Origin of the sequence: Shewanella sp. MEBiC00475, from assembly GCF_005234075.1 — a bacterium.
Taxonomy (GTDB): Bacteria; Pseudomonadota; Gammaproteobacteria; order Enterobacterales; family Shewanellaceae; genus Shewanella; species Shewanella polaris.
This window is the reverse complement of record NZ_CP039928.1, coordinates 4,344,007-4,368,670: the sequence shown is the minus strand read 5'-3', so window position 1 is coordinate 4,368,670 and position 24,664 is coordinate 4,344,007. Positions and strand designations below refer to the sequence as shown.

At 39.6% G+C, this 24,664-nt stretch carries 21 protein-coding genes; 9 read left to right on the top strand and 12 right to left on the bottom strand.

Annotated elements, in window-relative coordinates; genetic code table 11:
• Nucleotides 1-681: 681 nt before the first annotated feature.
• Nucleotides 682-2,415 (bottom strand): YdiU family protein, encoded by a 1,734-nt coding sequence (locus FCN25_RS19355; RefSeq protein ID WP_137227000.1) that lies wholly within the window; start codon nucleotides 2,413-2,415, stop codon nucleotides 682-684.
• A 738-nt stretch (nucleotides 2,416-3,153) separates the two neighbouring features.
• Here FCN25_RS19355 and FCN25_RS19350 point away from each other — a divergent pair.
• From FCN25_RS19350 to FCN25_RS19340, 3 genes are read left to right on the top strand one after another with little or no spacing between them, the layout of a single operon-like run.
• Complete coding sequence (locus FCN25_RS19350) at nucleotides 3,154-3,435, top strand: hypothetical protein (protein WP_137226999.1); 282 nt, start codon at nucleotides 3,154-3,156, stop codon at nucleotides 3,433-3,435.
• A 2-nt stretch (nucleotides 3,436-3,437) separates the two neighbouring features.
• Nucleotides 3,438-4,394: an IS1595 family transposase gene (locus tag FCN25_RS19345; RefSeq protein WP_137222035.1), complete on the top strand. Its 957-nt coding sequence runs from the start codon at nucleotides 3,438-3,440 to the stop codon at nucleotides 4,392-4,394.
• A gap of 29 nt (nucleotides 4,395-4,423) precedes the next feature.
• Nucleotides 4,424-4,810 (top strand): tetratricopeptide repeat protein, encoded by a 387-nt coding sequence (locus tag FCN25_RS19340; protein ID WP_137226998.1) that lies wholly within the window; start codon nucleotides 4,424-4,426, stop codon nucleotides 4,808-4,810.
• Nucleotides 4,811-5,197: 387 nt separating this feature from the next.
• On the opposite strand, the gene FCN25_RS19335 is transcribed toward FCN25_RS19340, so the two are convergent.
• From FCN25_RS19335 to FCN25_RS19325, 3 genes are all read right to left on the bottom strand, one after another.
• Nucleotides 5,198-5,788: a hypothetical protein gene (locus FCN25_RS19335; RefSeq protein WP_137226997.1), complete on the bottom strand. Its 591-nt coding sequence runs from the start codon at nucleotides 5,786-5,788 to the stop codon at nucleotides 5,198-5,200.
• Nucleotides 5,789-6,310: 522 nt separating this feature from the next.
• Nucleotides 6,311-6,850 (bottom strand): response regulator transcription factor, encoded by a 540-nt coding sequence (locus tag FCN25_RS19330; protein WP_137226996.1) that lies wholly within the window; start codon nucleotides 6,848-6,850, stop codon nucleotides 6,311-6,313.
• A 38-nt stretch (nucleotides 6,851-6,888) separates the two neighbouring features.
• Nucleotides 6,889-8,217 (bottom strand): sensor histidine kinase KdpD, encoded by a 1,329-nt coding sequence (locus FCN25_RS19325; protein WP_137226995.1) that lies wholly within the window; start codon nucleotides 8,215-8,217, stop codon nucleotides 6,889-6,891.
• Nucleotides 8,218-8,600: 383 nt separating this feature from the next.
• On the opposite strand from FCN25_RS19325, the gene FCN25_RS19320 reads away from it, so the two are divergent.
• Both FCN25_RS19320 and FCN25_RS19315 read left to right on the top strand, forming a co-directional pair.
• A complete protein-coding gene (locus FCN25_RS19320; RefSeq protein WP_137226994.1) occupies nucleotides 8,601-10,007 on the top strand; it encodes a sodium:alanine symporter family protein in 1,407 nt (468 codons plus the stop codon).
• 197 nt (nucleotides 10,008-10,204) lie between these two features.
• Nucleotides 10,205-10,792, top strand: a complete 588-nt coding sequence (locus FCN25_RS19315; protein WP_137226993.1) for a TetR/AcrR family transcriptional regulator — start codon at nucleotides 10,205-10,207, stop codon at nucleotides 10,790-10,792.
• Nucleotides 10,793-11,142: 350 nt separating this feature from the next.
• Here the strand turns inward: FCN25_RS19315 and FCN25_RS19310 are convergent, their stop codons facing one another.
• The 4 genes from FCN25_RS19310 to FCN25_RS19295 all read right to left on the bottom strand — a co-directional run bounded on the left by FCN25_RS19310 (nucleotide 11,143) and on the right by FCN25_RS19295 (nucleotide 13,630).
• A complete protein-coding gene (locus tag FCN25_RS19310; protein ID WP_137226992.1) occupies nucleotides 11,143-11,616 on the bottom strand; it encodes a Dps family protein in 474 nt (157 codons plus the stop codon).
• A 444-nt stretch (nucleotides 11,617-12,060) separates the two neighbouring features.
• A complete protein-coding gene (locus FCN25_RS19305; protein ID WP_137226991.1) occupies nucleotides 12,061-12,519 on the bottom strand; it encodes a DUF2127 domain-containing protein in 459 nt (152 codons plus the stop codon).
• A gap of 120 nt (nucleotides 12,520-12,639) precedes the next feature.
• On the bottom strand, nucleotides 12,640-13,026 hold the full coding sequence (locus FCN25_RS19300) for a hypothetical protein (protein ID WP_137227486.1): 387 nt from the start codon (nucleotides 13,024-13,026) through the stop codon (nucleotides 12,640-12,642).
• Nucleotides 13,027-13,177: 151 nt separating this feature from the next.
• A complete protein-coding gene (locus FCN25_RS19295) occupies nucleotides 13,178-13,630 on the bottom strand; it encodes a PACE efflux transporter (protein ID WP_137226990.1) in 453 nt (150 codons plus the stop codon).
• A gap of 86 nt (nucleotides 13,631-13,716) precedes the next feature.
• Here FCN25_RS19295 and FCN25_RS19290 point away from each other — a divergent pair, with 86 nt between their 5' ends.
• From FCN25_RS19290 to FCN25_RS19280, 3 genes are all read left to right on the top strand, one after another.
• Nucleotides 13,717-14,604: a LysR family transcriptional regulator gene (locus tag FCN25_RS19290; RefSeq protein WP_137226989.1), complete on the top strand. Its 888-nt coding sequence runs from the start codon at nucleotides 13,717-13,719 to the stop codon at nucleotides 14,602-14,604.
• 124 nt (nucleotides 14,605-14,728) lie between these two features.
• Nucleotides 14,729-15,460 carry a class III extradiol ring-cleavage dioxygenase gene (locus FCN25_RS19285; protein ID WP_254693685.1) on the top strand — a complete coding sequence of 244 codons (732 nt, stop codon included), beginning with the start codon at nucleotides 14,729-14,731 and terminating at the stop codon, nucleotides 15,458-15,460.
• A gap of 342 nt (nucleotides 15,461-15,802) precedes the next feature.
• Nucleotides 15,803-17,020, top strand: a complete 1,218-nt coding sequence (locus tag FCN25_RS19280; protein WP_137226987.1) for an HD-GYP domain-containing protein — start codon at nucleotides 15,803-15,805, stop codon at nucleotides 17,018-17,020.
• Nucleotides 17,021-17,108: 88 nt separating this feature from the next.
• Here FCN25_RS19280 and FCN25_RS19275 read toward each other — a convergent pair whose 3' ends face one another.
• Entirely contained in the window at nucleotides 17,109-18,239 is a 1,131-nt protein-coding gene (locus FCN25_RS19275) for an acyltransferase family protein (protein ID WP_137226986.1), read from the bottom strand.
• 76 nt (nucleotides 18,240-18,315) lie between these two features.
• Nucleotides 18,316-19,278, bottom strand: coding sequence for a LysR family transcriptional regulator (locus tag FCN25_RS19270; RefSeq protein ID WP_254693684.1), 963 nt, complete (start codon nucleotides 19,276-19,278; stop codon nucleotides 18,316-18,318).
• Between the two features lie 288 nt (nucleotides 19,279-19,566).
• On the opposite strand from FCN25_RS19270, the gene FCN25_RS19265 reads away from it, so the two are divergent.
• Complete coding sequence (locus FCN25_RS19265; protein WP_137226985.1) at nucleotides 19,567-20,217, top strand: peroxiredoxin-like family protein; 651 nt, start codon at nucleotides 19,567-19,569, stop codon at nucleotides 20,215-20,217.
• A 145-nt stretch (nucleotides 20,218-20,362) separates the two neighbouring features.
• On the opposite strand, the gene FCN25_RS19260 is transcribed toward FCN25_RS19265, so the two are convergent.
• Together FCN25_RS19260 and uvrB are read right to left on the bottom strand one after the other, a co-directional pair.
• Entirely contained in the window at nucleotides 20,363-21,322 is a 960-nt protein-coding gene (locus FCN25_RS19260) for a Gfo/Idh/MocA family protein (RefSeq protein WP_137226984.1), read from the bottom strand.
• A 279-nt stretch (nucleotides 21,323-21,601) separates the two neighbouring features.
• Complete coding sequence (gene uvrB, locus FCN25_RS19255) at nucleotides 21,602-23,623, bottom strand: excinuclease ABC subunit UvrB (protein ID WP_137226983.1); 2,022 nt, start codon at nucleotides 23,621-23,623, stop codon at nucleotides 21,602-21,604.
• Nucleotides 23,624-24,664 lie beyond the last annotated feature (1,041 nt).

Sequence of the window (24,664 nt, the reverse complement as noted above, 5' to 3'; positions counted from 1 at the left end):
TTGAATAGATAACAAGCAAAAAAGGTGCTTATTGTCGACAATAGTTTACTCGACGAGTAAATTTTGTCTTGCACTCAATGTAGAGAGGTTTACAGGGAAGACTCCCCCTGCGACAAAATGCCGCAGATAGGGGATATTCAATTGTCGCAATGGCAAAGTTGGAGCAAAATTAATAATAGGATAACGTCAGTGGCATCCCCCTTTTAATAACTATAATTCGCTGACGTTTATTCGTTTTGGTACACACTTTGGCGTTGTTTGATTGCAAACTGATTGGTCATAGATTGATGAGTTACAATTGAATGTCTACTCAATGCTTGGTGACTTTACTCAGCCTCTATCTGCTATGGGAATGGGGATAGAGGCTGATTAAAGGTATCGCTTTTATTCTGAATAAGATTATTGGGCCTCTATTGATATAGAGGCCTTTTTTTATTGTTTTTTTATCACTTCAATTTTACATCTAAACCCAATGAGACTAGCCCCGATTAAAGTTGTGATGACCGCAGAGCGCATGATGGCATACATGACTAATTTAGCCGTTTATGGCTAAAAATAAACATTTAGCCACTTTAGGCTAATGATAATGTGACAGCCTAATCGTCATATATGTTGAAAAACAATCCTGACACAAGTGGTATTGAGCATGACACCAATCAAAGCCCATAGATTATCTTAACGTTACGACGAGCAGCTTAAATGCGAACAACCACCTACCCCAAAGAATTCAGATGCCTTGATTCGATAGTATTTGTCTTCAACGTCCTGGGACTGCTCAGCGTAAGGCTGCGTCATAACGTCCTGTAGTTCTCGAACCAGCGAATAATTGCCAACACTGGCTTGTTGATAAGCAGGCACCAGCAACCACTCACGCAAGGTATATTTAGGGTTAACGAGTTTCATCTGCGAAGCGATCTCATCACGGCTACGTGGCTTCTTATTCGTGTCGTTAGCACTGCCTAGCAATGATTGCCATTGTGTCAGCCAAGCAGACCAACGCTGCTCCAATCCTTTTGGCGCTTGCGATAAGTCGCGGTAGAAACTTTTTGTCAGTGGGCCAATATCATCAGGCAGCGACGAAAGCTCACGGAAAAACAGGGTGTAATCCACTGGCGTTTGCAACATAAGCGTTTCAAGCTCATTAAATAGCGCTGTATCAAAAGTGCTAAGTCCAAGTTTAGCCGCCCACATCTGCTCCATTTTTGCTTCCATCTCAGCTGAAAAGCCATTAACCAACTGCTGGAGCTGTTCTAGATAATCTGGTTTAGACATCAGTAATGGGCTTAGTGCCGTGCAAAACATCAAGAAATTACGTTCTGCAGCTACACCTTGATTAAGAAACGCGAAGTGCTGACCGCCACCCGTCCAAGGTTGATATTGTGGGTTAAACACGTCGCAGAATCCGAATGGGCCGTAATCGAGAGTGAAGCCACCTGCGGCACAGTTATCGCTATTAAAGTTACCCTGACAGTAACCAACACGGATCCAGTTCGCTATCAATGACGTCAGACGACTACGGAACTCGCGCGCCAACAAAAGCACTTTTTCTTCATTAGTGAGTTGTTGGTCGATAACATCAGCGTATTCACGGTCAACTAAATGCAACATCAACTGTTCAAGCTCTGCCATCGCTTGAGGGTGTTCTTGCTTACGGGCGCGGCGACCGAATAGCTCAAGTTGACCAACCCGAATAAACGAGGGTGCCACACGCGTCGAGATAGCAACAGCCTCGGTGATCATTTGGTCAGGATCTTGTGCGTTAGAGCCCTCAGAATACCAAGGCCGCTGGACAGTCTCGGTTTTAGACACATACAAACTCAGCGAACGAGACGTTGGCACGCCAAGCGCGTGCATGTGCTCTTGTGCGAGAAACTCACGCACACTAGAGCGCAACACCGCGCGACCGTCTGCACCACGGCAATATGGCGTGCGGCCACCACCTTTAAGCTGCATTTCCCAGCGTTTATCGTTAATCACTGCTTCTAGCACAGAAACCGCTCGACCATCGCCGTAGCCATTACCCGTTCTGAACGGACATTGTTGGATGTATTCGGTACCAAAAATAGACAGTGCATATCCACATGCCCACCCAACCTTGCTCATTGGCTCAGGAACGTTTGAAAGGTCGCCGGAGAATAAGCTCATAAAATCGGCAGACTGCGCCATGCTGTCGGCAAAACCCAATTCAGCAAAGAAGCTGTTGCTGTGTGCTACATACTCTGGGTTTTCAATCGGTGTTGGTTTAACAGGCACATAGTGGCCCGAAAACACTTGTCGTGGCGCATGGTCGACGCCGTTTGATGTTGCGTCAGGATCACTGTTAAGCGTGTCCATCAACGAGTAATTGACCAATTTAGCGAGATCGTCGACTGTCTCGACAGTAACGGATGTTTTCTGGGACTGTTGATTAGTCATTGGGATACCTTGTTGTTTGAGTCGAAGGGTTGTTCATAACTTGATCGTTTATCGTGTCGACGATTATTCGATTTGTTCTATGTCTGGGAGCGGATCTTTTCAGCATATAATGTCGAAGGCCTGCGCTGTGATATTTGAAAGAGTCTGAGATAAATGGATGGAACCGACACCCATGGTAACGACCCGTTGTAGTAATGGAAAGCTTAGCTTGCTTCATCAGCAAAATTGATATCATGTCATAGGGTATCTATTCTGACTTATGGCCTGCGGCCACTAACGTCGTGGCGCTTCACCCACAACAGACCAAGAGGAAACCAACGGCTGTTCCCTATTTACTCTTTATAAAATAATTAGCCCAGCTGCCCCTCAACATTTTCGCTATTTACAAAACAACAGCTGCGAAAAGGTCGCCATGGGGATTGATCCAGTTTTTGACTTTATTGGGTAACTGCCTCAGCCTTATTCGAAAATGCTAACGCTCCCGATAGGCCATCCCTGGCCAACGAAAGCTAGCCTGGCGTCCTGTCAGGCTCACGCTATTTTCTTCAACGGCCTTAAGTTCTGAGTTGAATCACACCAATTGCGAGCAAGGTATGCAAATCATTTATGCCCCTTTCAATGTTAGGGGCGATTGCCCACTCAGTTCAGTAGAACTTCATTTGGCTTACTTTTCCTCATACCATTAATGTGTTTCAATATCTGGTGTTGGGGGAAGAATAAACTAATGAGGGCTCTATAATGCATCCAGAGTATGATGAACTGTCTTTATGGGATGATGCAATACGTCTGGTGAGTGAAAATAAATACGACCAAGCTATTTATCTATATAAAAGTATGGCTAAAAATGGAATTGATGAGGCGTTGGTTGAAATAGGGCGGCTGTATGAAATGCCATCAACAGCGACTATTGAACAAGACTTTTCAAAAGCGGCTACATATTATAAAAAAGCGATTGATTTAAGTGATGACATGTATGCTTATAAGGGCTATCCATTTAGCGCCACCAGTGTCAATATGTAGTGATGAAAACTTCATCGTATTTATTAAAAGCGGGTGTAGATTACCCTACAAGTTGGGGCGAATTTGTTGATTGGTTTCATGATGAACAATCCTGCATTAGCTACCTTTACAAACTTCGTTGGCCAAACGGATTCATATGCCCAAGCTGTTCAAGCCATCAATCACCTTATCAGTTAAGTAATGGCAAGTTAAAATGTCATGCTTGCCGTTCTCAGTGTTCAGTAACATCAAGTACACTTTTTGACAAAACAAGAACCCCCATGAAAAGTTGGTTTGCTGCCGTCTGGTTTATTACAAATCAAAAAAATGGGGTCAGCGCTCTTGGAGTTCATAGGTTATTAGGTCTTGGGAGTTATCAAACCGCTTGGTCATTAATGCACAAGTTAAGGCATGCCATGGTTGATCCTGAAAGGGATAAACTGTCCGGCATCGTAGAGGTTGACGAAACACTAATAGGTGGCGTCGTTCCCCAATCATCTATTAAAAATCAACAGGGTAAGCGTAAGGCTGTAGTTTTGGTCGCTGTTGAGCTGCTATCACCCTCTGGATTTGGCCGGATACGTTTAAGGCTAGTGGAAAGTGCAACCAAAGAACATATCCATCAATTCATTCAAGATGTAATTGAACCTGGTAGTACAATTTGTAGTGATGGCTCTCAAGCATACAAACAAATAGACAAGAAAGGATATAAGCATAACCGAATAGTGCATTTAGGTTCATCTGTACCTGCACATGAAACAATGGCTGGGGTACATCGAGTCTCATCATTATGTAAAAGATGGCTTTTAGGTACATATCAAGGCGCGGTAAAGGCTAAGCAACTTGATTATTATTTAGATGAGTTTACATTTCGCTTCAATAGAAGAAAGTCAGATTCTCGGGGATTATTATTCTACAGGTTGCTTGAACAAGCAGTGCGTTCTAAGCCGATAACGTACCAATCAATTAAAAATCGATAACCACAACATATAGTGGTTGGTTGTGCTAAGTGGATAGCCCTTATGCTTATACAGCTCTTGGAAGGCTTTACTTTTTCGGGGTCGGTGTGGATCAAGACTACATAAAATCAAAACAGTTGTATTTGAAAGCTGCGAATATGGACGGACTAGTAGCCACATTGATGTTAGCTCGTATTTATCGTTACGGGCATGGTGTTCAACCTAATTTAACTAAAGCAAAAGAGCTCTATCAGAAATCAATTAGGCTTGGAGGCTATGTAGCCCTAAAGGAGAGTGGTTGGTTGGATATTTCTTGTGGTGAGGTTGTAAAAGGAATAGCAAAAGTAATAAAGGGGACTTGGAATATTTTCTTAAGGGTGCGAAAAGACATATCTAATTATGGAGTTATTGTTAGTGAATGTGTAAAAAACCAATAGAGAATATTTATCAGGACAGGTATGACCAATCGAATTTAGGTCGCGTTTAATGTTGTTAACTTATTCACTCCTAAATTAGCCCCAATCATTGGGGCTTTTTGTTGCGCTGAAGAAGGCAATTTAACCAGCAAAGTGTGCAGTGCTCACCAGTAGAAGGTATCAGTTGTGAACAGTAGCCTTTGCAATTGTGAAGTGGAGCTGTGAATTTTACCACTTACTCAGAAGTTTTCAGTACAAAACCTTATCTGAAAAAATCAATAGATTAATCGTTCTAACAAGGTTTTGTCCAAAAATAAGCTAGATAACTTCTAAAGTAGTGCCCAACTTTCTTTAGCCAATACAATTTCTTCTTGGTCTGGTATGGACTAAGCGCCACAACATTCATAGCTATGTGCAAGACCTAATAGGTTTAATATAACCCGATTTGTCTTCACCGATCTCTAACACGTTAACGTTTTCCATAAAGGTAAAAAACTCATCATTCTCATTAAGTTTTAAAAACACGTTTAATTCATTATTTTTAACAGAAAACTGACTATTTTTACATACAGACTCGACGCTAAGATTAAAGCTTCCTCCGCCATCGCTATTGTTCATTCTGTATTTCTTTACAAGCTCCTGCCCTCGAAGCATTTTTAACTTATCATCCTGACTCAATTGCAAAATATAAAACTTACTGTCCCGACTTATTTCTTGTGTTAACTCATTAGGTAATACGTATTGAGTATTCAATTTTACAAAATACTCGTCCTCAAAATTATAGTTTGGGTCATTCGTTGTAAATTCAAACTTAATCACTACGTCGTTATTACTAACCACGATTCCATTAGGGGCTCGAACCGCGACAACTATCTCACTTGGTTCAAGTTCTAGCGGATTGACACTCATCATTTTATACATTGTTGTTAGTGGAATACTGCTGCATCCAGAAACAGCACAAATCATCATTAAAAATATAAAAATAAATCTACGCTTCATAATCCGTTAATACCTTACTAAAAATTAATAGTACTGAAATCCATTTTATTAGTTTGATAAGCACAACTAAACCTCTAATGGTTATACTCATTTATTTATATTGTGTCACGTTCAACGGCAATGCATATCACACCACAGTTATTGTTCTAGTTCATAAATGCATTATTCAACTCTGAACTTGAGGCCGTTGAAGAAAAAACGTGAGTCCAGACATGGATGTCTGGCAAGCTTTCGAGGGGAAGGGACGCCCCATCGTAAGCGTTAGCATTTTCGAATAAGGCCGAAGCCATCTACAAATGCCGGTCAAAGTTAAATCTGACACCATGGCGACCTTTTCGCAGCTCTTGTTTTGTAAATAGCGAAAATGTTGCGGTGCGGCTGGGCCCATTCTTGAATAAAGAGTAAAGAGGGAACAGCCGTTGGTTTTCTCTTGCTCTGGTGTGGGTGAAGCTCCACGACGTTAATGGCCGCAGGCCATGAAGCAATATCTAAAAACACCCATTAACACCCTACTCCCCTATTCTACCGATTATCTGCAGTTGGCTTTTTCAGTAATTTGCGCTGCAAGGTTCTCCGATGCATGCCGAGTTGACGGGCGGTTTCTGATACGTTGCCATTGTTGTTGGCGAGGACTTGTTGAATGTGTTCCCATTCGACCCGCTTGGGATTAAGTGGCAGCTCTTCAATATCATCATAAACCGTTGTGGTTTGAGCCGAGACTGATAATGCATTTAATAAGGTTTGGGTGTCGACAGGTTTGGCGAGGTAATTGTCTGCGCCAAGGCGGATGGCTTCTACTGCGGTGGCAATGCTGGCAAAGCCAGTGAGTAATACCATTTGCACATGAGGAATAAGTTGTCTTAATGGTTTTATTAACGATAAGCCATTATGTTCAGCTAGTTTCATGTCTAACAAGATATGGGTTGGAACAAATTGCCTTGCCATTAATAAACTGTCGCTGGCGTGATGGCAGGTTTTGCACTCAAAACCGTGTTTGCCGAGTCGGCGGGCTAAAATGGCTGCAAGAGCTAAATCATCTTCAATAATCAACAGCTTGTTCATGGTGTTCTCTATTCAGCTTATATTGGCTTCAATTCGCTTCAACTTGTTTTTTGTTCGCTCAGCGGTAAGGTCACAATGGCTTCAGTGCCGCATTCAGAATGGGGTTTAAGGTATAACTTACCGCCTAAACGCTCGAAGCTGGTGTGGCTTAATAAAACAGCGATGCCCATCCCTTTGGGGCTTTTTACCATGTTACTGCCTAATGTATGAAGTAGATGGGTTGCAATACCGACACCGTAGTCGCGAATGATAATACTCAACTCTCTTGGTTGAGAAAGACTAAGATTTACATCGACCTGGGACGAATGTTGATTATCTTCACTGGCTTGGACGCCATTTTGAATAAGAGCCATTAATGCTGGCAATAACCCCATGTCTGTCAACACTATATGTGACTCAACCTGTGGTGCTATGGATATATTCAATTGCGCTTCTGGCATCAATAAACTTATTTGCTCGGTTAACATTGTCACTAATTTGTCGACGCGCTGCTCTATCAGTTTTTGTTCTCTAATCGATTCAGTCGCTAAACGTAAATCAGCTAAGGTGACTTCACAGCGATTTAGCGCTTGCTGCATTTCGCTGATCAATTCAGTTTGTTCAACATCATTGATCGAATCGGATAGTTCATCAACTAGTAAGCGTAATGTGGCTAAAGGCGTTGCCAGTTGATGTGCCATTTGCGCTGATGCGGTGCCTAACGCCAATATCTTTTCTTGGCGTAACTGCGCTTCTCGTAAATAGTGCAGCTCGGCATTTTTTTGTCTAATACGTTTGGCAATAAAGCCTACTGTGATGGTTAAGACTAATGCCGAAATAACAAAATTAAACCACATGCCTAAATAGTGCGACCCCATGTCCATACTGTTGCTTGCTGGCATAGCCTGATTTGCTTGCATAACATGATTCATCTGGCTCATGTCATGGCCCATTACTGAACCACTATTTTGTTCGGTGATATCAACAATCATCAAGCTATAAAATACTGTCGACACTATGGTTAAGCACCAAGGAGCCCATAGGGGTAATGTAATGGCTGAAATAGCAATCGGTAATAGTAGTAATGATACAAAGGCATTGGTTGCTCCGCCGGTAAAATATAACCACGTAGCCCAAAACAAAGTGTCTAATAATAAGGTTAAAAACAACAAACCATTGTTGTTCATGCTGAGTCGATGAAAGCGATAGCTAAAGCCGACATAACAGGCTTCAAAAATTAACACGTAAGACAAGGTTACTGGAGGTGTTGTTAAGCCAAATAAGTCTGTCGCAAACAAAATAAGGCCAATTTTAAGGCCCCAATTCACTAATCGCAGTAAGGCTAATTGTTGCTGGCTTGCGTTAAACGAAACATTCACATTTGCCATACTATTGTTTATCCTAATTTTTGTGATGTATTAAGCCAAAGATACAGCGTTGAAATATTGAGGGTCTTACAACACGGCGTTTATAGGTCACTTTATCAAAAATTTACTCTCGCAGTGCCTATATTAACGATATTAATTCAGCTAGGCGGGCTAACTTGTGAGTCAGTAAAATAGTTAATCAGCCACAAAAACGCCTCGCCTACCGTTAAATATGTAGATATAATGCATAGCAATTCACTCGGCCAAATATAACAATTTCAATTTAACTACCCTTTTGACGGTTATTAACCGGTTAAGACTTTTTGCAGTGTTTGCTTTTATAGGTCAGTTCGTCGAAATATAGCCTGTTAAATTCCTAATGATAAAACCAAGGAAGATGTCCAATGATTAATGACATTATATCGCTCACCAACAATGTACTGTGGGGCGACTACCAAGTACTCATTTATATATTGGTATTTGCCGGCATATGGTTTTCATTGAAATTAAGATTTATTCAGCTTCGCCATTTCGGTTACATGTTTAAAGTGATGAAAGGCAGTACTCAAGGTGACAAATCGGGCATTAGCTCGTATCAAGCATTATGTACTGGCCTGTCTGCGCGAGTGGGTACAGGTAACTTAGCGGGCGTCGCAATGGCGATTTCACTGGGTGGCAGCGGTGCAGTATTTTGGATGTGGGTTATCGCGCTATTGGGTATGGCGACCGGATTTGCCGAAAGCATTTTAGGTCAGTTGTATAAAGTGCGCGACGACCATAAAGAATACCGCGGTGGACCCGCCTATTATATCCGCGCTGGGCTGAATAAACCTTGGTTAGCGGTTTTATTTGCACTGTGTTTATTCCTCGGTTACGGCATTAGTTTCAGTGCCATGCAAGCCAACACCATCACAGATGCACTCAACCACACTTTCGAGATATCTCCCGTATATTCAGGTGCGGTTATTACCTTTATTGCTGGCGTCATCGTTATGGGAGGTCTTCGCAGTATTGCGCGTTTTGCTGAGTTTGTGGTGCCGTTTATGGGTCTGGCCTTTATTTTAGCCGCAGTCACCGTCACCATTATTAACATTCAGCTAGTACCTGGGGTATTGATTGATATTATTAACTCAGCTTTTGGGTTAAACGAAGCGGCAGCTGGTGCACTCGGCGCAGCGATTAAAAATGGGATTCAACGCGGTTTATATTCTAACGAGGCTGGTGCAGGTAGTGTACCCCATGCGGCAGCGGGCGCCACTCCGGTGCCAAACCACCCTGTTGCACAAGGTTACGTACAAATGCTTGGGGTGTTTATCGACACTATGGTGTTGTGTAGCTGTACCGCCATTGTGATTTTATTGGCCCAAGGCAATATTGACAGTGAAATGGAAGGCATTCGGATCACTCAAAACGCCATGACTTACCATATGGGAATGAGCGGTGATATGTTTGTGGCCATCATTATTACCCTATTTTCTTTTACGTCTGTGGTGGCCAACTATGCCTACGCCGAAAGTAACTTGCATTTATTTAAGCTCGACAACATTTATGGTCGCACCATATACACCCTACTGTATTTAGGCATGGTGTATTGGGGAGCTAACGCCTCATTAAAAGAAGTGTGGAACATGGCAGATATGGCGCTGGGATTAATGACAGTGGTTAACATCAGTGCAATTATGCTGTTAACCCCGACCATAGTGAATTTAACCCGCGATTACCAAGTTAAGCTTAAAACCACTAACCAGCCTGAATTCAAACTGGCCGATGTCAAAATTCAAGGTAAAACCGAAACTGGCGTGTGGTCGTAAACACAATACTTTAGGCTTAAATGAGTACAAACTCGTTGATGCGGAATTGAACCTATATTCAATTCTGCATTTTTGTTAATAACGCAGTTAATGCTTAAAAGAACTGCCTATAACTTATTATGATTAAAAATTTATATAATAGACTGGCCTTACGTTACTCCCTTAACGTAAAATGGTTGTTAACTAAAGAGGGACAAATGGCTAATATTTCTAAATTTGATCGCGAAGACGTACTCGAAAAAGCAAAAAACCTATTTTGGCAAAAAGGGTTTCTAGCCACTTCGACGCGAGAGATTCAGACTACCATGGACATGCGACCAGGTAGTATTTACGCTGCATTTGGTAGTAAAGCTGATTTATATCATCAGACATTAATTCATTATGCACAAACTTCAGCTAACGAATTAAATGATAAAATAGAGCAGAATGAACACGTATGGGATGGACTGAAGCAATATTTACGCGGCTTAATAGTGCCTTGTTGTGCCACAGTTCCCAGTGAACTATGTATGGTGATGCGCACGCTGGCAGAACTTGACGAATCACATCAAGAAACCCTTAACATTGCTCGTGATTTACTGACTAAAGTTGAACATCGTTTTGCCAATATCATTGAGCAAGCTCAAACCCGGGGCGATTTATCGGCTAAATTGGATAAATATCAAGTGGCTAAAAAAATCCAAGTACACATTATTGGCTTACGATCTTACTTAAAAGCCACTGGTGATACTGAAACAGTAAGCCAGCAACTAGAAGAGTTTTTTGTTCAATTACAAAATCAATAAAAAAAGCGCCTAAGGCGCTTTTTTTATATCTACATCATTTTTATTGAATAATCATAAAAATTGAACTGTTAAATTGGAGCCCGTAATTATCGCTTGCCCAACATTGAGCTTGATGACTAATTGCGTTAATCATATAATAAACAATATCTTGAGCCAACAAGCACGAATACACCCCAGTAAACAGTTGTACCGATTCAGTATTCTGATATTCACTAACCACTACCTTGTTACAGTTCACTATTTGAATCGATAGATTTAGTCACTGTATATCAAAAAACCGCTGGTTCTAGCCAGCGGTTTTATTTACATCAATAGATTTAGGTTTTTATACCTAAATATAATGTCTAAGGTTACTTCTTGCTGGTTGCTCTTAACATCCATGCAGTTTTTTCATGTACTCGCATACGATCGGATACTAAAGCTACTGTGGATTCATCATCAGCATCTTGTGCCGTTTTAAGTACTTGTCGCGCAGTTTTTATCACTTGTTCATGACCTTTAGTCAGTAATTCGACCATGTCAGCTGAGCTTGGTACACCTTCGACTTCTTTAATAGAGCTTAAACGGGCAAACTCTTTATAAGTTCCCGGTGCGGCTACATCTAAAGTACGAATTCGTTCAGCAATATCATCAACAGCAGTCGCAAGCTCAGTATAATGTTCTTCAAACATTAAGTGTAGTTCGCGAAAGTGAATACCCGTGACGTTCCAATGGAAATTATGGGTTTGTAAATAAAGTGTATAGGAATCGGCTAATAAGCTTTTTAAGCCTTCAGCAATTTTTAGTCGGTCGTCTTTTTTTATACCAATATCGATGTCAGTCATTTTATTCCTCTCAAAGTAGAATTAATTAATCATAACATTATTGCATTTGTATAAATGGTAGATGTAATAGAGCTACAATTATAAAACATACATTATTTGTTAACACATCGCTTACATTTAATTTTTATTGAACTATTTTGGTTTTATTTTAAAAACAAAAATACTCTTTAAAAACAGACTGCAAACATAACACTCACTTATATCTATAATCTTAGTTTAAATGCATCGCATCAATTTATAAAGTAAATTTACAATATATCTTAACTATTTAAAAACTTAAAACAATAATTAACGTATTAAGTACTTTATAAATTAATACTTTCGTTAACTCATCAAAAACCTTGTCTTTATTTATATTATCATGACTGCATAACGGATCAACTGTCTGTCATTAAACTCTGTTAATATTTTTATCTTATTCATTTATTAAAATATTGATCTAGATCATTTTGAGGTAGCGCGTGGAAATAATACCAAATACATATACACCACGATGACGAGGTTAATAGCCAGAACTATCACACTGAGTAAGCTAAAGTGCTTCACCATTTCATAAAGTTCAATAGGCAAGTATATCGCTCCACTTAACAAAGCAAACCACTGAGTCCAGCGCATGTTATGCCATAGCCCATAAGCTTCAACAAAACGCATCAAGGTATACACCGCGACCCCTAACGACATTAAGGTTAAGCTCGATTGTGGCAATGACCCAATAGCAGAAATAAAAATACTTGGGTAACGGTTGGCAGGATTAAGGTGTAAATGTGTGACTAACTGCTCTGCCAACAAAGACAAATTTTGACCTGCATACACATTTAGTCCTATCGCAACGACTAATGCCAACACTCCTTTAGTCGCCTCAAGTAATGCGACAGCGCGTACGCCTTTATCCAAATGCTTCATTATTATAGCTTCCCTGAAAAACTGACTGGTTTATTTTAACGTCTGATATTGACTAAGCCTAGGTAATCAACGGGATAAAATATAAATATGGAGTGTATCTAGCTTATGTAGGATTTAGTGTCATTCTGATAATGGAACGATTGGAGATGTAGATAATAGCTCTACTTGTTTGCGTTCATCATCAGTTAATGCACCGTAATCTCTTGGGTATGACCAACCATATCCCCAACGGAATTTTGTCGGTAAATAAGGCGTACCACCTACTCTAACGCCAGCCAACATCAATAATGCAATTTGCGGCTGGCCCACGTTAGTCACACAAACAAGCAGTGCCTTATCTGATGCCAAACGCTCGTCAAATGTACCGCCCTTCCAATAGTCATAATCATGTTTTTGGCAACACACTAACCATAATTCGCTTTGTTCAAACGTGCCATCAGGAAATGCACTGCAACCATCACTAGTAAAAGGCGATAGCGTGTCGGCCATGACAGGATTAATGAACATCGACACACTGGCGATAACCAAGGCTGCACAACCAAGATGGTAATTTTTCACTTTATATATCCAGCTCATTATCATTTCAAAACAATGATGCCACAGCAAACATGACAGTAATAGAAAATAAACCAGCAACGCAGCATATTAACTTTCATCGTCAAGGGGTCACTCTCTTATGAGCATTATATTTAGTCAATTTACTAACACATTTCTGATACGGTTGATAAATATCGTAAAGCCAATTAAAGACGGCGGTATAAATTAAAATAAAGGTTAATACACCAGCTTCTAGTATTAAAGTATCCAAAAGGCTTAATGCCAAATACCATGACACAATCGGTATAGTCACTATTAACATACCCCCTTCAAAACACAATGCGTGCACAATCCTAGTGAATAACTTTCGAGTAATCCGATCTGGGCCAACTAATTTATCAAACCAATAGTTATAAATATAATTCCATAACATCGCAAACAATGACAAGGCGATACTCACGAATAACATATCTAATGGATTTTGTTCAATTAATAATGCGCTTGCAGGTACGATAAAGGCCAATGCTATTACCTCAAAAGACACTGCGTGGAATGCTCTTTCTCTACTTTGCATAATTATCTCTATTTAATGGTGACGTTTTTACTATTTTCATCCAATATATAGATACATTAAAGTTAGTAAGTATCGGTAAAAACGATATGTATAGTATTGAACAGCTTCAAGCATTTGTGTTGACAGTCAGCACTGGGTCTTTTTCATCGGCGGCTAGAAGCCTGAATAAAGCCCAGTCAGTTGTCAGCCAGCATGTGATAAACCTTGAAATAGACTGCAATAGCGAATTATTTGATCGAAGCGGACGTTACCCTCAATTGACCGCTGCTGGTAAAAAACTGCTGCCTCATGCCCAAGTTTTGCTTAGCCAACATCAACGCCTGAGTGATTGCGCCCAAAGCCTGGACCAACAAGCAATATCTGAGCTGACGATCGGTTTGGATGAAGGGATCCCACTGCAAAGGCTGTTCAATATTATTAGTGAGCTCGAAGCCGAGTTCCCGACGATCACGCTTGAATTTTTAACCGCATCAAGTATTGATATTATCGACATGATTGACACCGAACGGGCTGTAACCGGAATTATTTTCAGTGAATTAACCATCCCGACTCACATTGATTTTGAATCTATCGGGTCAATTAAGTTTGATATGTATGTGGCAAGTGCCCATCCATTAGCACAACAGGTATGTGATAATTTAGCCAATTTGAAATTGTATCGCCAACTCTTAATTCGGTCACGAAACACAAAATCCAGTAGCTTTCAATTTGCCATTAGCCCAGATGCTTGGTACGCCGACAATTACTATATTTTGCTCGAACTTGCACTGCAGGGCCATGGTTGGTGCTTGTTACCTAATCATATTGCTTCCAGCTATGTTGAAAGTGGAGAGTTAGTGTTATTACCCTCTGAATTTAAAGAGATTGGTTGGCAAGCAAATGTAGATGTCATTCAACACCATCACTACAGTCACGAACCAGTATTTAAGCAACTCAGGCATTCTTTACGGCAATTATTGAAGTATTCAGCATGATGATGAAACGCTTTTAAACATTTTTATTTGAGTTCATAATAACCTCGCAGTTAATGACATCAAACGAGAAAACCTAATATGCAACAGCATCAACATCCCCCTGTTTATTTCGCACGGTTCTCCTATGATGGCTGTCGAAAACAGTAAAACAGCGCACTTTTTACAACAATTAGGTCAACAACTGCCTATACCTAAAGCTATTGTGGTGTTTTCCGCCCATTTAGATGCCGCTGACGATGTGCTGATTACCGCTGGATCGCATCCTAAAACCGTTCATGATTTCTATCACTTTCCTGACGAATTGTATCAAATTAGCTACCCTGCACCGGGTGAGCCTGTATTGGCAAAACAAATAGCTGACACCTTTATAAATGCGGGTATCAAGGTCAATTTAGACGCAACACATGGTTGGGATCATGGAGTGTGGATCCCATTGAGATTAATGTATCCGCAGGCGAACATTCCTATCGTGCAAATATCCATTAATACCTGTGTTGGCACTACAGAAAACTATCGATATGGCCAGCTTATCGCATCGTTAAAACACGACAATATTCTTATTATTGGTTCTGGTGGAATAAGCCATAATTTAAGCGAGGTTTTTCGTCAGCCCAAAACACCAAACAGTGTTGAAATGATGAATGAATTCACAAACTGGGTTGAAGTAAAACTAATGAATAACGATACAGAGTCACTGTTAAATTACCGTTCTCTGGCACAATTTAATCATCCGACTCAAGAACACTTTTTACCGCTTATTGCTGTTTTAGGTGCAAGTGAAACCAGTGCGGCTAAAAGGATCCATCAAGGTGTAGAATTTGAATTATTAACGCTAGATGCTTATTCGTTTAGTTAAACACAGCGAGTTCGGTGATTAGGATAGATGATTAATCATTAAGCTTATGTTTTAATACTATAAATTCTAGATACTATAAGAAAACACTCTCTCAAGTGTATTATTCAAAACCATTGGACGTAATTCGTAATTCGTCATAAAGTGCGATTATGTTTTTATTTTATTTTCGAAAATATCATAAATATACGCTGAGTAATTTTTTATAACTTATTGTTCTTCATTATGTTATTTTGCTTATATTACAGCATCAAATAAGTTATATTATTCAGGACGATATACTATAACAACAGTATCAAGCGTAAAATAACTAGACGTTGATCAATAGCCGCAAGGAGCCGATTTATGCTGATTGAACATAACATTGCTGACGTTTGTGTTGGAATGTATGTGGTCGAAATAACCGAACCCAAAGATACCTTTTCACTTACTAAACCAGGGGTGCTTAAAAGCGAGCGAGTTATTGAAGCATTAAAACGTAAATCGGTTACTAAGCTACTCATTGATACCAGTAAAACTGAAGTTAATATAGAAAAAGTTGAGCAAAAAGTCAGTAGGCCTATGACTCAACCGCCTCGTAAAGTCACACCAGCCCGCTTCGATGTCAAAGCAAACTTTTTTAATCAAGAAATCGTCAGAGCACGTCAAGTGTTTAATGAGTCAAAAGACATTCAGAAGAAACTGTTTCATAATGCACAACATGGTTTGCCACTGGACATGGATCCGGTGCAAAAAATAACCGCTGAATCAACAGATTTGATTTTTAATAATCCAAATGCCTTGTCGTGCGTGATCAATATCCGTAATAAAGATGAATACTTATTAGAGCACTCTGTGTCGGTATCGGTATTAATGACCATGTTTGCCGTTTACAAAAAAATCGACAAAGGCATTGTTAATCAACTGGCTATTGGTGCATTTCTACATGATGTTGGCAAAATCATGATCCCAGATCGAATTTTAAACAAGCCCGGAAAACTGACTGATGAAGAGTTTCATATCATGAAAACTCATGCCAGTTATTCGATTGATATCATGAAAAATACTTCAGGTATCAGTCCACTGAGCTTGGAAGTAGCCAGCTTACACCATGAAAAACTCAATGGATTAGGCTATCCATTTGGTGTACCTGCTGAAAAAATCACCCTTTATGGGCGCATGATCAGTATATGCGATATTTTTGATGCTCTGACTTCGAATCGCTGTTACAAACAAGGTTATGCCCAAGTTAAAGCATTCAGTATTTTACGTGCGTTAGCTGAAAAAAATGAATTGGATAAAGACTTAGTCGATCAATTTATTCGCTGTATGGGAGTTTATCCTGTTGGTTCGGTGGTTCAACTTGAATCAAATAGACTCGCTATTGTCGAAGACCATAACCCGAAAGATCCTATCCGCCCGCTAGTCAGACCCTTCTATCATTTAAAACCGGATCATTTTGAAGCAGGAAACAAAATTGACTTAGCAACAGTGACCGATGACTTAATTGTTAAGTGTGTGCGAGCTGATGACTTTAATCTGAGCATGGAACAAATTTTTGAGTATTTAGCTCACGAAGGATAGATAAATGCCGTTAAACGAGTTTAATGGCATGAAAATCTTTTATTATTGACTATTTATCTAAACATTACAGTACAAACTGAGTCATTTGCTATTCAGATACAGGCAATACTTTTAGTCCAAATAAATATCGTGTCACCTTGAACGGCCTAATCAAGTAATAACATAGCAAGGCACACACCACAAAAGCACTCAATAACAAACTCACTGATTTAAGTGCGATTGAAGCCTGCCACTGCACTATATAAAACGCCAACATCACTATTACCGTTTGATGCAAAATATAAAACGGATAGATCAACTCATTGGTTTGGTATAGCCATGTTGGTGTTTTTTTAATATGGGCAATTGCAAAACCTGCCATGGTTAATAATCCAGACCAAGACACTAGCGTACAAACTAACCACCATAATTGCCAACGGGCAGTTAACGATAAATAAGGGCTTAAATCAGGTGAGTAATAGTAGCCATAAAACAGTGTTGAACTCACGAGCAAACTGGCTAAATAGATGTATCGATGTTTTGCTAACGCGCGCCAAATAAGCTCACTTTTGACAAAGCACATGCCTGCAAAAAAGAAAAACAAATAGAACACACTCAATGATAAGTTTTCGATATGGTGACTATCTGATGGCGCGATATATTTAAGCGCACCACGCAATACGATTAACAGCAAAACTAAAGAGAGCAAGCCAAAACGATGATGACTTATTCGTTCAAGCCATTGTTGTAACTTATTGCCAGTTTGAGATGTTAACAAATACCTAAATGGCACAGCAAGTAACATGAAAATGACTAAAAACTCAATAAACCATAAATGATTACTATCAAACGACAACATCAACTGGCCATAGGCAGATGCTAAAGAGTCATATTCAGTGATGTTCTCATAATAATGTTGTGGCGGCACAATCAATATCATTCCCACCAGCAAAGGGATAAAAAGCCGATGAAACTTACTCGATAGAAATTTGCGAGTGGGCATTTTTTGCAGTAACAAAAAACTGGCCGCTCCTGCAATAAAGAACAATGTTTGTAACCTGAGTTGTTCAAAATACACCATGATATCGTCAAGCACCTTGCTCGACTCATTGTTCATCACATGCCAGTCATCACCATTAAACGGCATAAACACATGGTGTAGGAACACAGCAAAAATAAGTGCTACTCGCAACCAATCAAGTTCTGAATAACGCTTATTTTGCAGCAAAATCTCACTCATAATAAATTCTTTCCGCTGGTTATTTATTTAACATATTGAGTATCGTCGTTAACTTGACAATACTCAGCGGTAATACTTAAGCCATACTTTTGGCAATTTTCGCTTTGTTATGTAACGCCAAAGCGACAAAAGAATCTACAGTAGCACGATGATTGGTACGCTTTACATGCAGCTGAGTGGGGATGGCTTTATGTGCATCCGTTAATTGTAAAAATCGACAACCTTGACTGAATAATTTACGAATACAATAAGGCGCAATAGCAACACCAAGACCTGCGGCCACTTCAGTTAACAAGGTTTGCATATGTGTAGGTTGACTAATAATATTTGCAGAAAACCCCGCTTGTTTACACAGCATAATGGTATCGTCAAACAAACCTACTGCCTCGTCACGGTTAAAGATGATCATTTTTTGCTGCTGTAATTGACCAAGCTCTATTTGACTATATTCAGCCAGTGGATGGTGTTGACCCACAACGGCCACCAACTTGTCGATGTAAATATCACAGCTATTAAATTCATCCATGATCCCGCTAGGTAGTGGCCGCGAAAAACCAACATCTATAAGGTTAGCGTTAAATGCTTCAATTTGTTCTGTAGCAGTCATTTCAAATAAAGTGATATGCACATCAGGATACTGCTGCGAATAGCTGCGAACTAAATCCGCCATAAAGGTCAAACATGCTGAACTTAAATAAGCAATATTAAGCTCGCCGACTTGGCCATCATGGGCGCGTTTTACTTGGCTTTTAGCTTTACTGGTCAGTGCTAGTATTTGCTTAGCATCACTAAGTAATTGCTCACCTGCTGTAGTGATCATCACTTCACGAGAGTTGCGAGTAAACAACAGTACTCCTAACTCTTGTTCCAGCATGGCAATATGACGGCTAATAGCCGGTTGCACGGTGTTGAGCTCACGAGCCGCACCAGAAAAACTTTGATGTGACGCTACGCTGATAAAACTTTTCAGTGTTTTTATATCCACAATCACCTCAAATACGTTTTCGCTATAGATTCCATAAAATAATAACATTTTCATTATAGATGCTAACACTTTACTCTATAGCCAAATTATATTTAACCTCAACTCGGGTTAATAGGTGGGATATGTAAGGCAAAATGACAATATTCGGCCTATTTCATATCAAACTGTCATTTTTTTTACTAACAAGGCGCATCGGTGCGTTAATAGCGAGTCAATTCAACACAGTTAGCGAGACAAAGGACTTTTTGATAACCGTTTATCCCGAGCGGAGGTTATTTACAAAGCCCCAATCACTGTTTAGTCAGCCAAAGGCAGATAAATTAGTTGCCATCGAGGGAATATATGAAAAGTTTACAACAGCAAACAGAAGCCAAAATTAACGAGGGACGACAAAAGAACCCTGATTTTATGAAAATCGTCGACGATATTATTGAGCAAGCAAAAGTATTTCAACAAGGTAATAGTGCGATTGACCTTGGCCAAAAAGCGCCTGATTTTTCATTACCTAATTCAGATGGACAATCAATATCCTTAATTGATTTACTGCAACAAGGCCCTGTTGTAGTGACATTTTATCGTGGCAGTTGGTGTCCGTACTGCAACCTACAGCTTAGAGCATTACAAGCACGTTTAGCAGATATTCAAGCCCTTGGAGCTCAATTAGTTGCCATCAGTCCGCAAGTACCAGATGGCTCTATGACAAAAGATGAAATGAATAATTTAGACTTTTTTGTATTGTCTGATCAAGACGCAAAAGTGGCCTCACAATATGGTGTTGCTTGGGAAGTACCGGCGTTTCTCTCTCAGCATATGCGAGTAGATCGCAAACTTGATCTTGAGGCAATCAATAACGGCAATGGCAGTGTATTACCTATTCCCGCTACATTTGTCATCGACCGTGACGGAGTTGTCACCTGGCGCTATGTCGACGTTGACTACAGAACACGTTCAGAGCCGGATGATATTATCGAGGCATTAAAAAAGTTAACGTAATGACTTCTGACCTAATCAATAGCCCTTGTCTGTAAAAAATAGTTTAGCTAACCAATGTGCTGGCTAATGGTGTTTACTACGCTAACACCATCATAGCGCCACAATTTGTAGTCATCTCTTAGTACAAGCACTAAGAGATGAGCCATTATTTTATTAATGCGCTAACTCTGGCTATTTGTGATTGAAATAATAGACTATGTTGATGTGTTACCACCATACTTTCTTGCTCACCTTGTTCGATAAGTCGACATGCTTCATCGGCTTCAAAATGATATCCCAATGATTGTCTGTTATCAGTAAATGAGTCAACCAACTCATCTAGATGATACATACTGCATTCATATGCCCTAAATGCGTCCGGAATAACAATGTACCCCTTGTCACCAATAAGATAAGCGTTATTACTTAATCGGCACAGAAACGTCGCGGCTAAACTCACTGTGACATCACCACTTTTACCAATAATAATCACATCATCTTCAACACCTGTTTCACATACATGTGCTTGAACATACAGAATATCGATATCTGCTTTAACAAAATAATCGGCAATCGCCAATGGGTAAATTCCCATATCCAATAAACAACCACCGGCTAAATGCGGGTTGTATTCACGTCCATCTGGCGTAAATGGGATCGGATAACCAAAATCGACTTTAACGTGTTTAAGCTGACCAATTCGGCCTTCATCTAGCCATTTTTTGGCTTGTTGCATTGCCGGTAAAAAATAAGTCCATAATGCTTCCATCAACAGCAAGCCTTTGTCTTTAGCTAGCTTAACCAAAATATGACATTCTTCAATCGACACCGTCATCGGCTTTTCGCACAACACATGCTTACCAGCCATTAAGGCATCAAAAGCTTGCTGAAAATGAAAATTATGTGGTGTGGCGATATACACGATATCAACTTCTGGATCATCAAATAATGCTTGATATCCTTGATAGGCCTTTTCGATGCCGTATTGCTTCGCAAATGCATTGGCATCCGTTTGTTGCCGCGCTGCAACAGCATATAAATGACTGTTAGCCGAAAAGGTTAAATCCTGACAAAATAACGCTGCTATTCGACCGGCACTGACAATACCCCAATTTAATTTTGCCATAAATGATCCTTATTTAAGTGTGCTATAAATCCATCATCAGATAAGTAATCGAACAAACGCTATTGGCTGTTTAAGTTAACAAAAACCACAAGTCGATTGATACAAAGTAATACAAAATGACATTAACGCTATAATAATATCTAGGCCGATAATCATTACCTCCGGTGACAACCGCTGGTATTTTAATTAAGTCATTAGATTTTTTGTTAAAAAAATCCCCAGCCATTTCTGGCAAGGGGACGATAATGATACACATGATTAGGTTTATTTTAGTGGCTATTAACTATTTACAATGATTAACTCGCGTAAATGTTTAACATCATCACGTACGGCTGCAGCTTGCTCAAACTCTAAGTTCTTAGCATGTTCGTGCATTTGTTTTTCAAGTTTATCTATTTGATGACTTAAATCGGCAATGCTGCTGTATTTTGCCCTTTCTTCAGCCACTTCAGCATATTTAGAATGGTTTTTACGGGTCCCTTTACTGAAGTTAGTATCACCTACATCCATCACATCGGTAATACTCTTCACTACGCCACGAGGCACAATACCGAGTTTAAGGTTATGCTGGTGTTGCTTTTCACGACGGCGTTCAGTTTCTCCCATGGCCTTAGCCATAGAGTTGGTAATTCTATCGGCATATAAAATGACCTTACCGTTAACGTTACGGGCGGCACGACCTATGGTTTGGATCAATGAACGTTCCGAACGTAAAAAACCTTCTTTGTCTGCATCTAAAATGCACACCAATGACACTTCTGGTAAATCCAAACCTTCACGCAACAAGTTAATACCTATCAGCACGTCAAAACGACCTAGACGAAGATCTCGAATAATTTCAACTCGTTCAACAGTATCAATGTCCGAATGCAAATAACGAACCTTCACCCCATGTTCGTCAAGATATTCACTAAGATCTTCTGACATCCGTTTGGTTAATGTGGTGACCAGCACCCTTTCATTTACCGCTACGCGTTTGTGGATTTCAGACAAGAGATCATCAACTTGAATGCCAACTGGGCGAACTTCAAGCACAGGATCAAGTAATCCTGTTGGTCTGACAACTTGTTCTGCAATCTCGCCAGTACTTTTTTCAAGTTCATATAAACTAGGGGTCGCTGAAACAAAAATGGTTTGCGGCATTAACCGCTCAAATTCTTCAAACATCAACGGGCGATTGTCCAAAGCTGACGGTAATCGGAATCCATATTCCACTAAGTTCATTTTTCGACTTCTATCACCTTTGTACATAGCGCCAATTTGCGGCACTGTTACATGGGATTCATCAATAATTAATAAACCGTCTGCCGGCAAATAATCTAATAAAGTTGGTGGACCATCACCAGGTGCACGGCCAGATAAATACCGCGAATAGTTTTCAATCCCAGAGCAATAACCTAACTCAACCATCATTTCAATATCGTATTGTACACGCTCGGTAATGCGTTGAGCTTCAATCAATTTATTGTTGTCGAGTAGATATTGACGACGTTCCCGAAGTTCTTGTTTAATATCTTCTGTCGCTGCAATGATTTTTTCTCGAGGTGTCACATAATGGGTTTTAGGATAAATAGTAGTGCGCGCTATCCGCTTGTTAATCTGTCCTGTCAATGGGTCAAATTCACTTAAGCGCTCAATTTCATCGTCAAATAATTCAATTCGAATGGCTTCGCGTTCAGATTCTGCCGGAAAAATGTCAATCACTTCACCGCGGACTCGATAAGTCCCGCGTTGTAATTCAATATCATTGCGTTTGTATTGTAATTCACTGAGCCGAATGAGGATGTCTCGTTGGCCCATAAAATCACCTTGGCGCAAATGCAATAACATCTTCATGTATGAATCAGGATCGCCTAAACCATATATGGCTGAAACTGAGGCAATAAGTACCACGTCTTTGCGCTCTAATAGCGCTTTAGTAGCCGATAGACGCATTTGCTCAATGTGAGCATTCACAGATGCATCTTTTTCTATAAAGGTGTTAGAAGCAGGTACATAAGCTTCTGGTTGATAGTAATCATAGTAAGAAACAAAATATTCAACCGCGTTATGTGGGAAAAACTCTTTCATTTCACCATAAAGCTGCGCAGCAAGGGTTTTGTTGGGGGCCATAATAATGGTTGGCCTACCCATTTGCTTAATCACATTAGCTATAGTGTAAGTTTTACCTGAACCCGTTACGCCTAATAGTGTTTGACTGGCAACACCCGCTTCTAAGCCATCGACTAATTTTTTTATCGCTGTAGGTTGATCACCGGCGGGTTCGAATTTGGACTCTAGAGAAAATACTGACTCTGACACTACACAATTTCCTATTTTATTGACTCATAATCATATACCAAAACACGGGTAAATGGCGATAGGTAATAGTATTGCACTGTTACTACTAACTCTAAAACAGTCGTTATTTTGATGATAAAGACTCATCATATTGATTCACTTTGAGATATTTGAGATATTTGAGATTTACTTTAAGATGTTTAATTAAGCTCATTATTGATTACCTAACCCATCAATATGACAAAATAATGATCATTATATGAAAGTTACAAACAACACCTTTAGATCGCCTAAAAACACCTATAATCCACAGATAAACATGACTAAAGCATAATTTAATACACAATCTTTAATTTAAAGATATTACAATTTTGCAACTGACAGAACAGTGAACAAAAAAACTTATTGATTTCTATATACCATTGATTAAAAACAACATAATTAACCGCCAATTAATTGTACCATTTTAAGTCCGACCCAAGCGCCATAAGGGATTGCAGCTTATTTACAGTAGAAGTCCACAAGTTTATCCACAGATTTAGTGGATAACTCACTAAAGCTCAATACTGCTGCGGGGTAGCGCCCTAGTCTAATTCAAAAAAGTGTAAGAAAGTTATGATGAAATTTAATTACATTTGACTATTAATACGAATGATCACGACAATTGGTTATGAATAATGCGAATTAAGTTATTAAGCATTACCTTAAAAATACTTCATGGACGATCCTCACTACGATCACCGCTATAAAGTTGAAGTTTCTGATCAGCAACTACCAGCTTTTTTAACGAGAAGCGTCACAACTTAACGCGTAATTCATTAAGTTTAGGTAATCAATATTCAAAGAATATCCATCAGAGGATTGCTTAACCTAGCAAAACTCACGCCCTATGTTCATTATTGAGGTTTCTAATTATTTCATTTATCGATTCTATTTCATTGAAACACACCATTAAGATATAACAACTAATGTAGTTTTCACTAAGGTATTGTCATTCAGTCTACCCATCAAGATTATGATGACAGAATGTCTCAATACTGTAATTAATTTATATCGTTTAAG

Excerpts from the sequence above, each read along its gene's own strand:
- FCN25_RS19355 (WP_137227000.1), bottom strand. The coding sequence starts at position 2,415 with ATGACTAATCAACAGTCCCAGAAAACATCCGTTACTGTCGAGACAGTC.
- FCN25_RS19275 (WP_137226986.1), bottom strand. The coding sequence starts at position 18,239 with ATGAGTGAGATTTTGCTGCAAAATAAGCGTTATTCAGAACTTGATTGG.
- FCN25_RS19270 (WP_254693684.1), bottom strand. The coding sequence starts at position 19,278 with ATGAAAATGTTATTATTTTATGGAATCTATAGCGAAAACGTATTTGAG.
- FCN25_RS19335 (WP_137226997.1), bottom strand. The coding sequence starts at position 5,788 with ATGAAGCGTAGATTTATTTTTATATTTTTAATGATGATTTGTGCTGTT.
- FCN25_RS19330 (WP_137226996.1), bottom strand. The coding sequence starts at position 6,850 with ATGAACAAGCTGTTGATTATTGAAGATGATTTAGCTCTTGCAGCCATT.
- FCN25_RS19280 (WP_137226987.1), top strand. The coding sequence starts at position 15,803 with ATGCTGATTGAACATAACATTGCTGACGTTTGTGTTGGAATGTATGTG.
- FCN25_RS19295 (WP_137226990.1), bottom strand. The coding sequence starts at position 13,630 with ATGCAAAGTAGAGAAAGAGCATTCCACGCAGTGTCTTTTGAGGTAATA.
- FCN25_RS19310 (WP_137226992.1), bottom strand. The coding sequence starts at position 11,616 with ATGACTGACATCGATATTGGTATAAAAAAAGACGACCGACTAAAAATT.
- FCN25_RS19300 (WP_137227486.1), bottom strand. The coding sequence starts at position 13,026 with ATGTTCATTAATCCTGTCATGGCCGACACGCTATCGCCTTTTACTAGT.
- FCN25_RS19265 (WP_137226985.1), top strand. The coding sequence starts at position 19,567 with ATGAAAAGTTTACAACAGCAAACAGAAGCCAAAATTAACGAGGGACGA.
- FCN25_RS19305 (WP_137226991.1), bottom strand. The coding sequence starts at position 12,519 with ATGAAGCATTTGGATAAAGGCGTACGCGCTGTCGCATTACTTGAGGCG.
- FCN25_RS19260 (WP_137226984.1), bottom strand. The coding sequence starts at position 21,322 with ATGGCAAAATTAAATTGGGGTATTGTCAGTGCCGGTCGAATAGCAGCG.
- FCN25_RS19290 (WP_137226989.1), top strand. The coding sequence starts at position 13,717 with ATGTATAGTATTGAACAGCTTCAAGCATTTGTGTTGACAGTCAGCACT.
- FCN25_RS19345 (WP_137222035.1), top strand. The coding sequence starts at position 3,438 with ATGAAAACTTCATCGTATTTATTAAAAGCGGGTGTAGATTACCCTACA.
- FCN25_RS19285 (WP_254693685.1), top strand. The coding sequence starts at position 14,729 with ATGATGGCTGTCGAAAACAGTAAAACAGCGCACTTTTTACAACAATTA.
- FCN25_RS19320 (WP_137226994.1), top strand. The coding sequence starts at position 8,601 with ATGATTAATGACATTATATCGCTCACCAACAATGTACTGTGGGGCGAC.
- FCN25_RS19350 (WP_137226999.1), top strand. The coding sequence starts at position 3,154 with ATGCATCCAGAGTATGATGAACTGTCTTTATGGGATGATGCAATACGT.
- FCN25_RS19315 (WP_137226993.1), top strand. The coding sequence starts at position 10,205 with ATGGCTAATATTTCTAAATTTGATCGCGAAGACGTACTCGAAAAAGCA.
- FCN25_RS19325 (WP_137226995.1), bottom strand. The coding sequence starts at position 8,217 with ATGGCAAATGTGAATGTTTCGTTTAACGCAAGCCAGCAACAATTAGCC.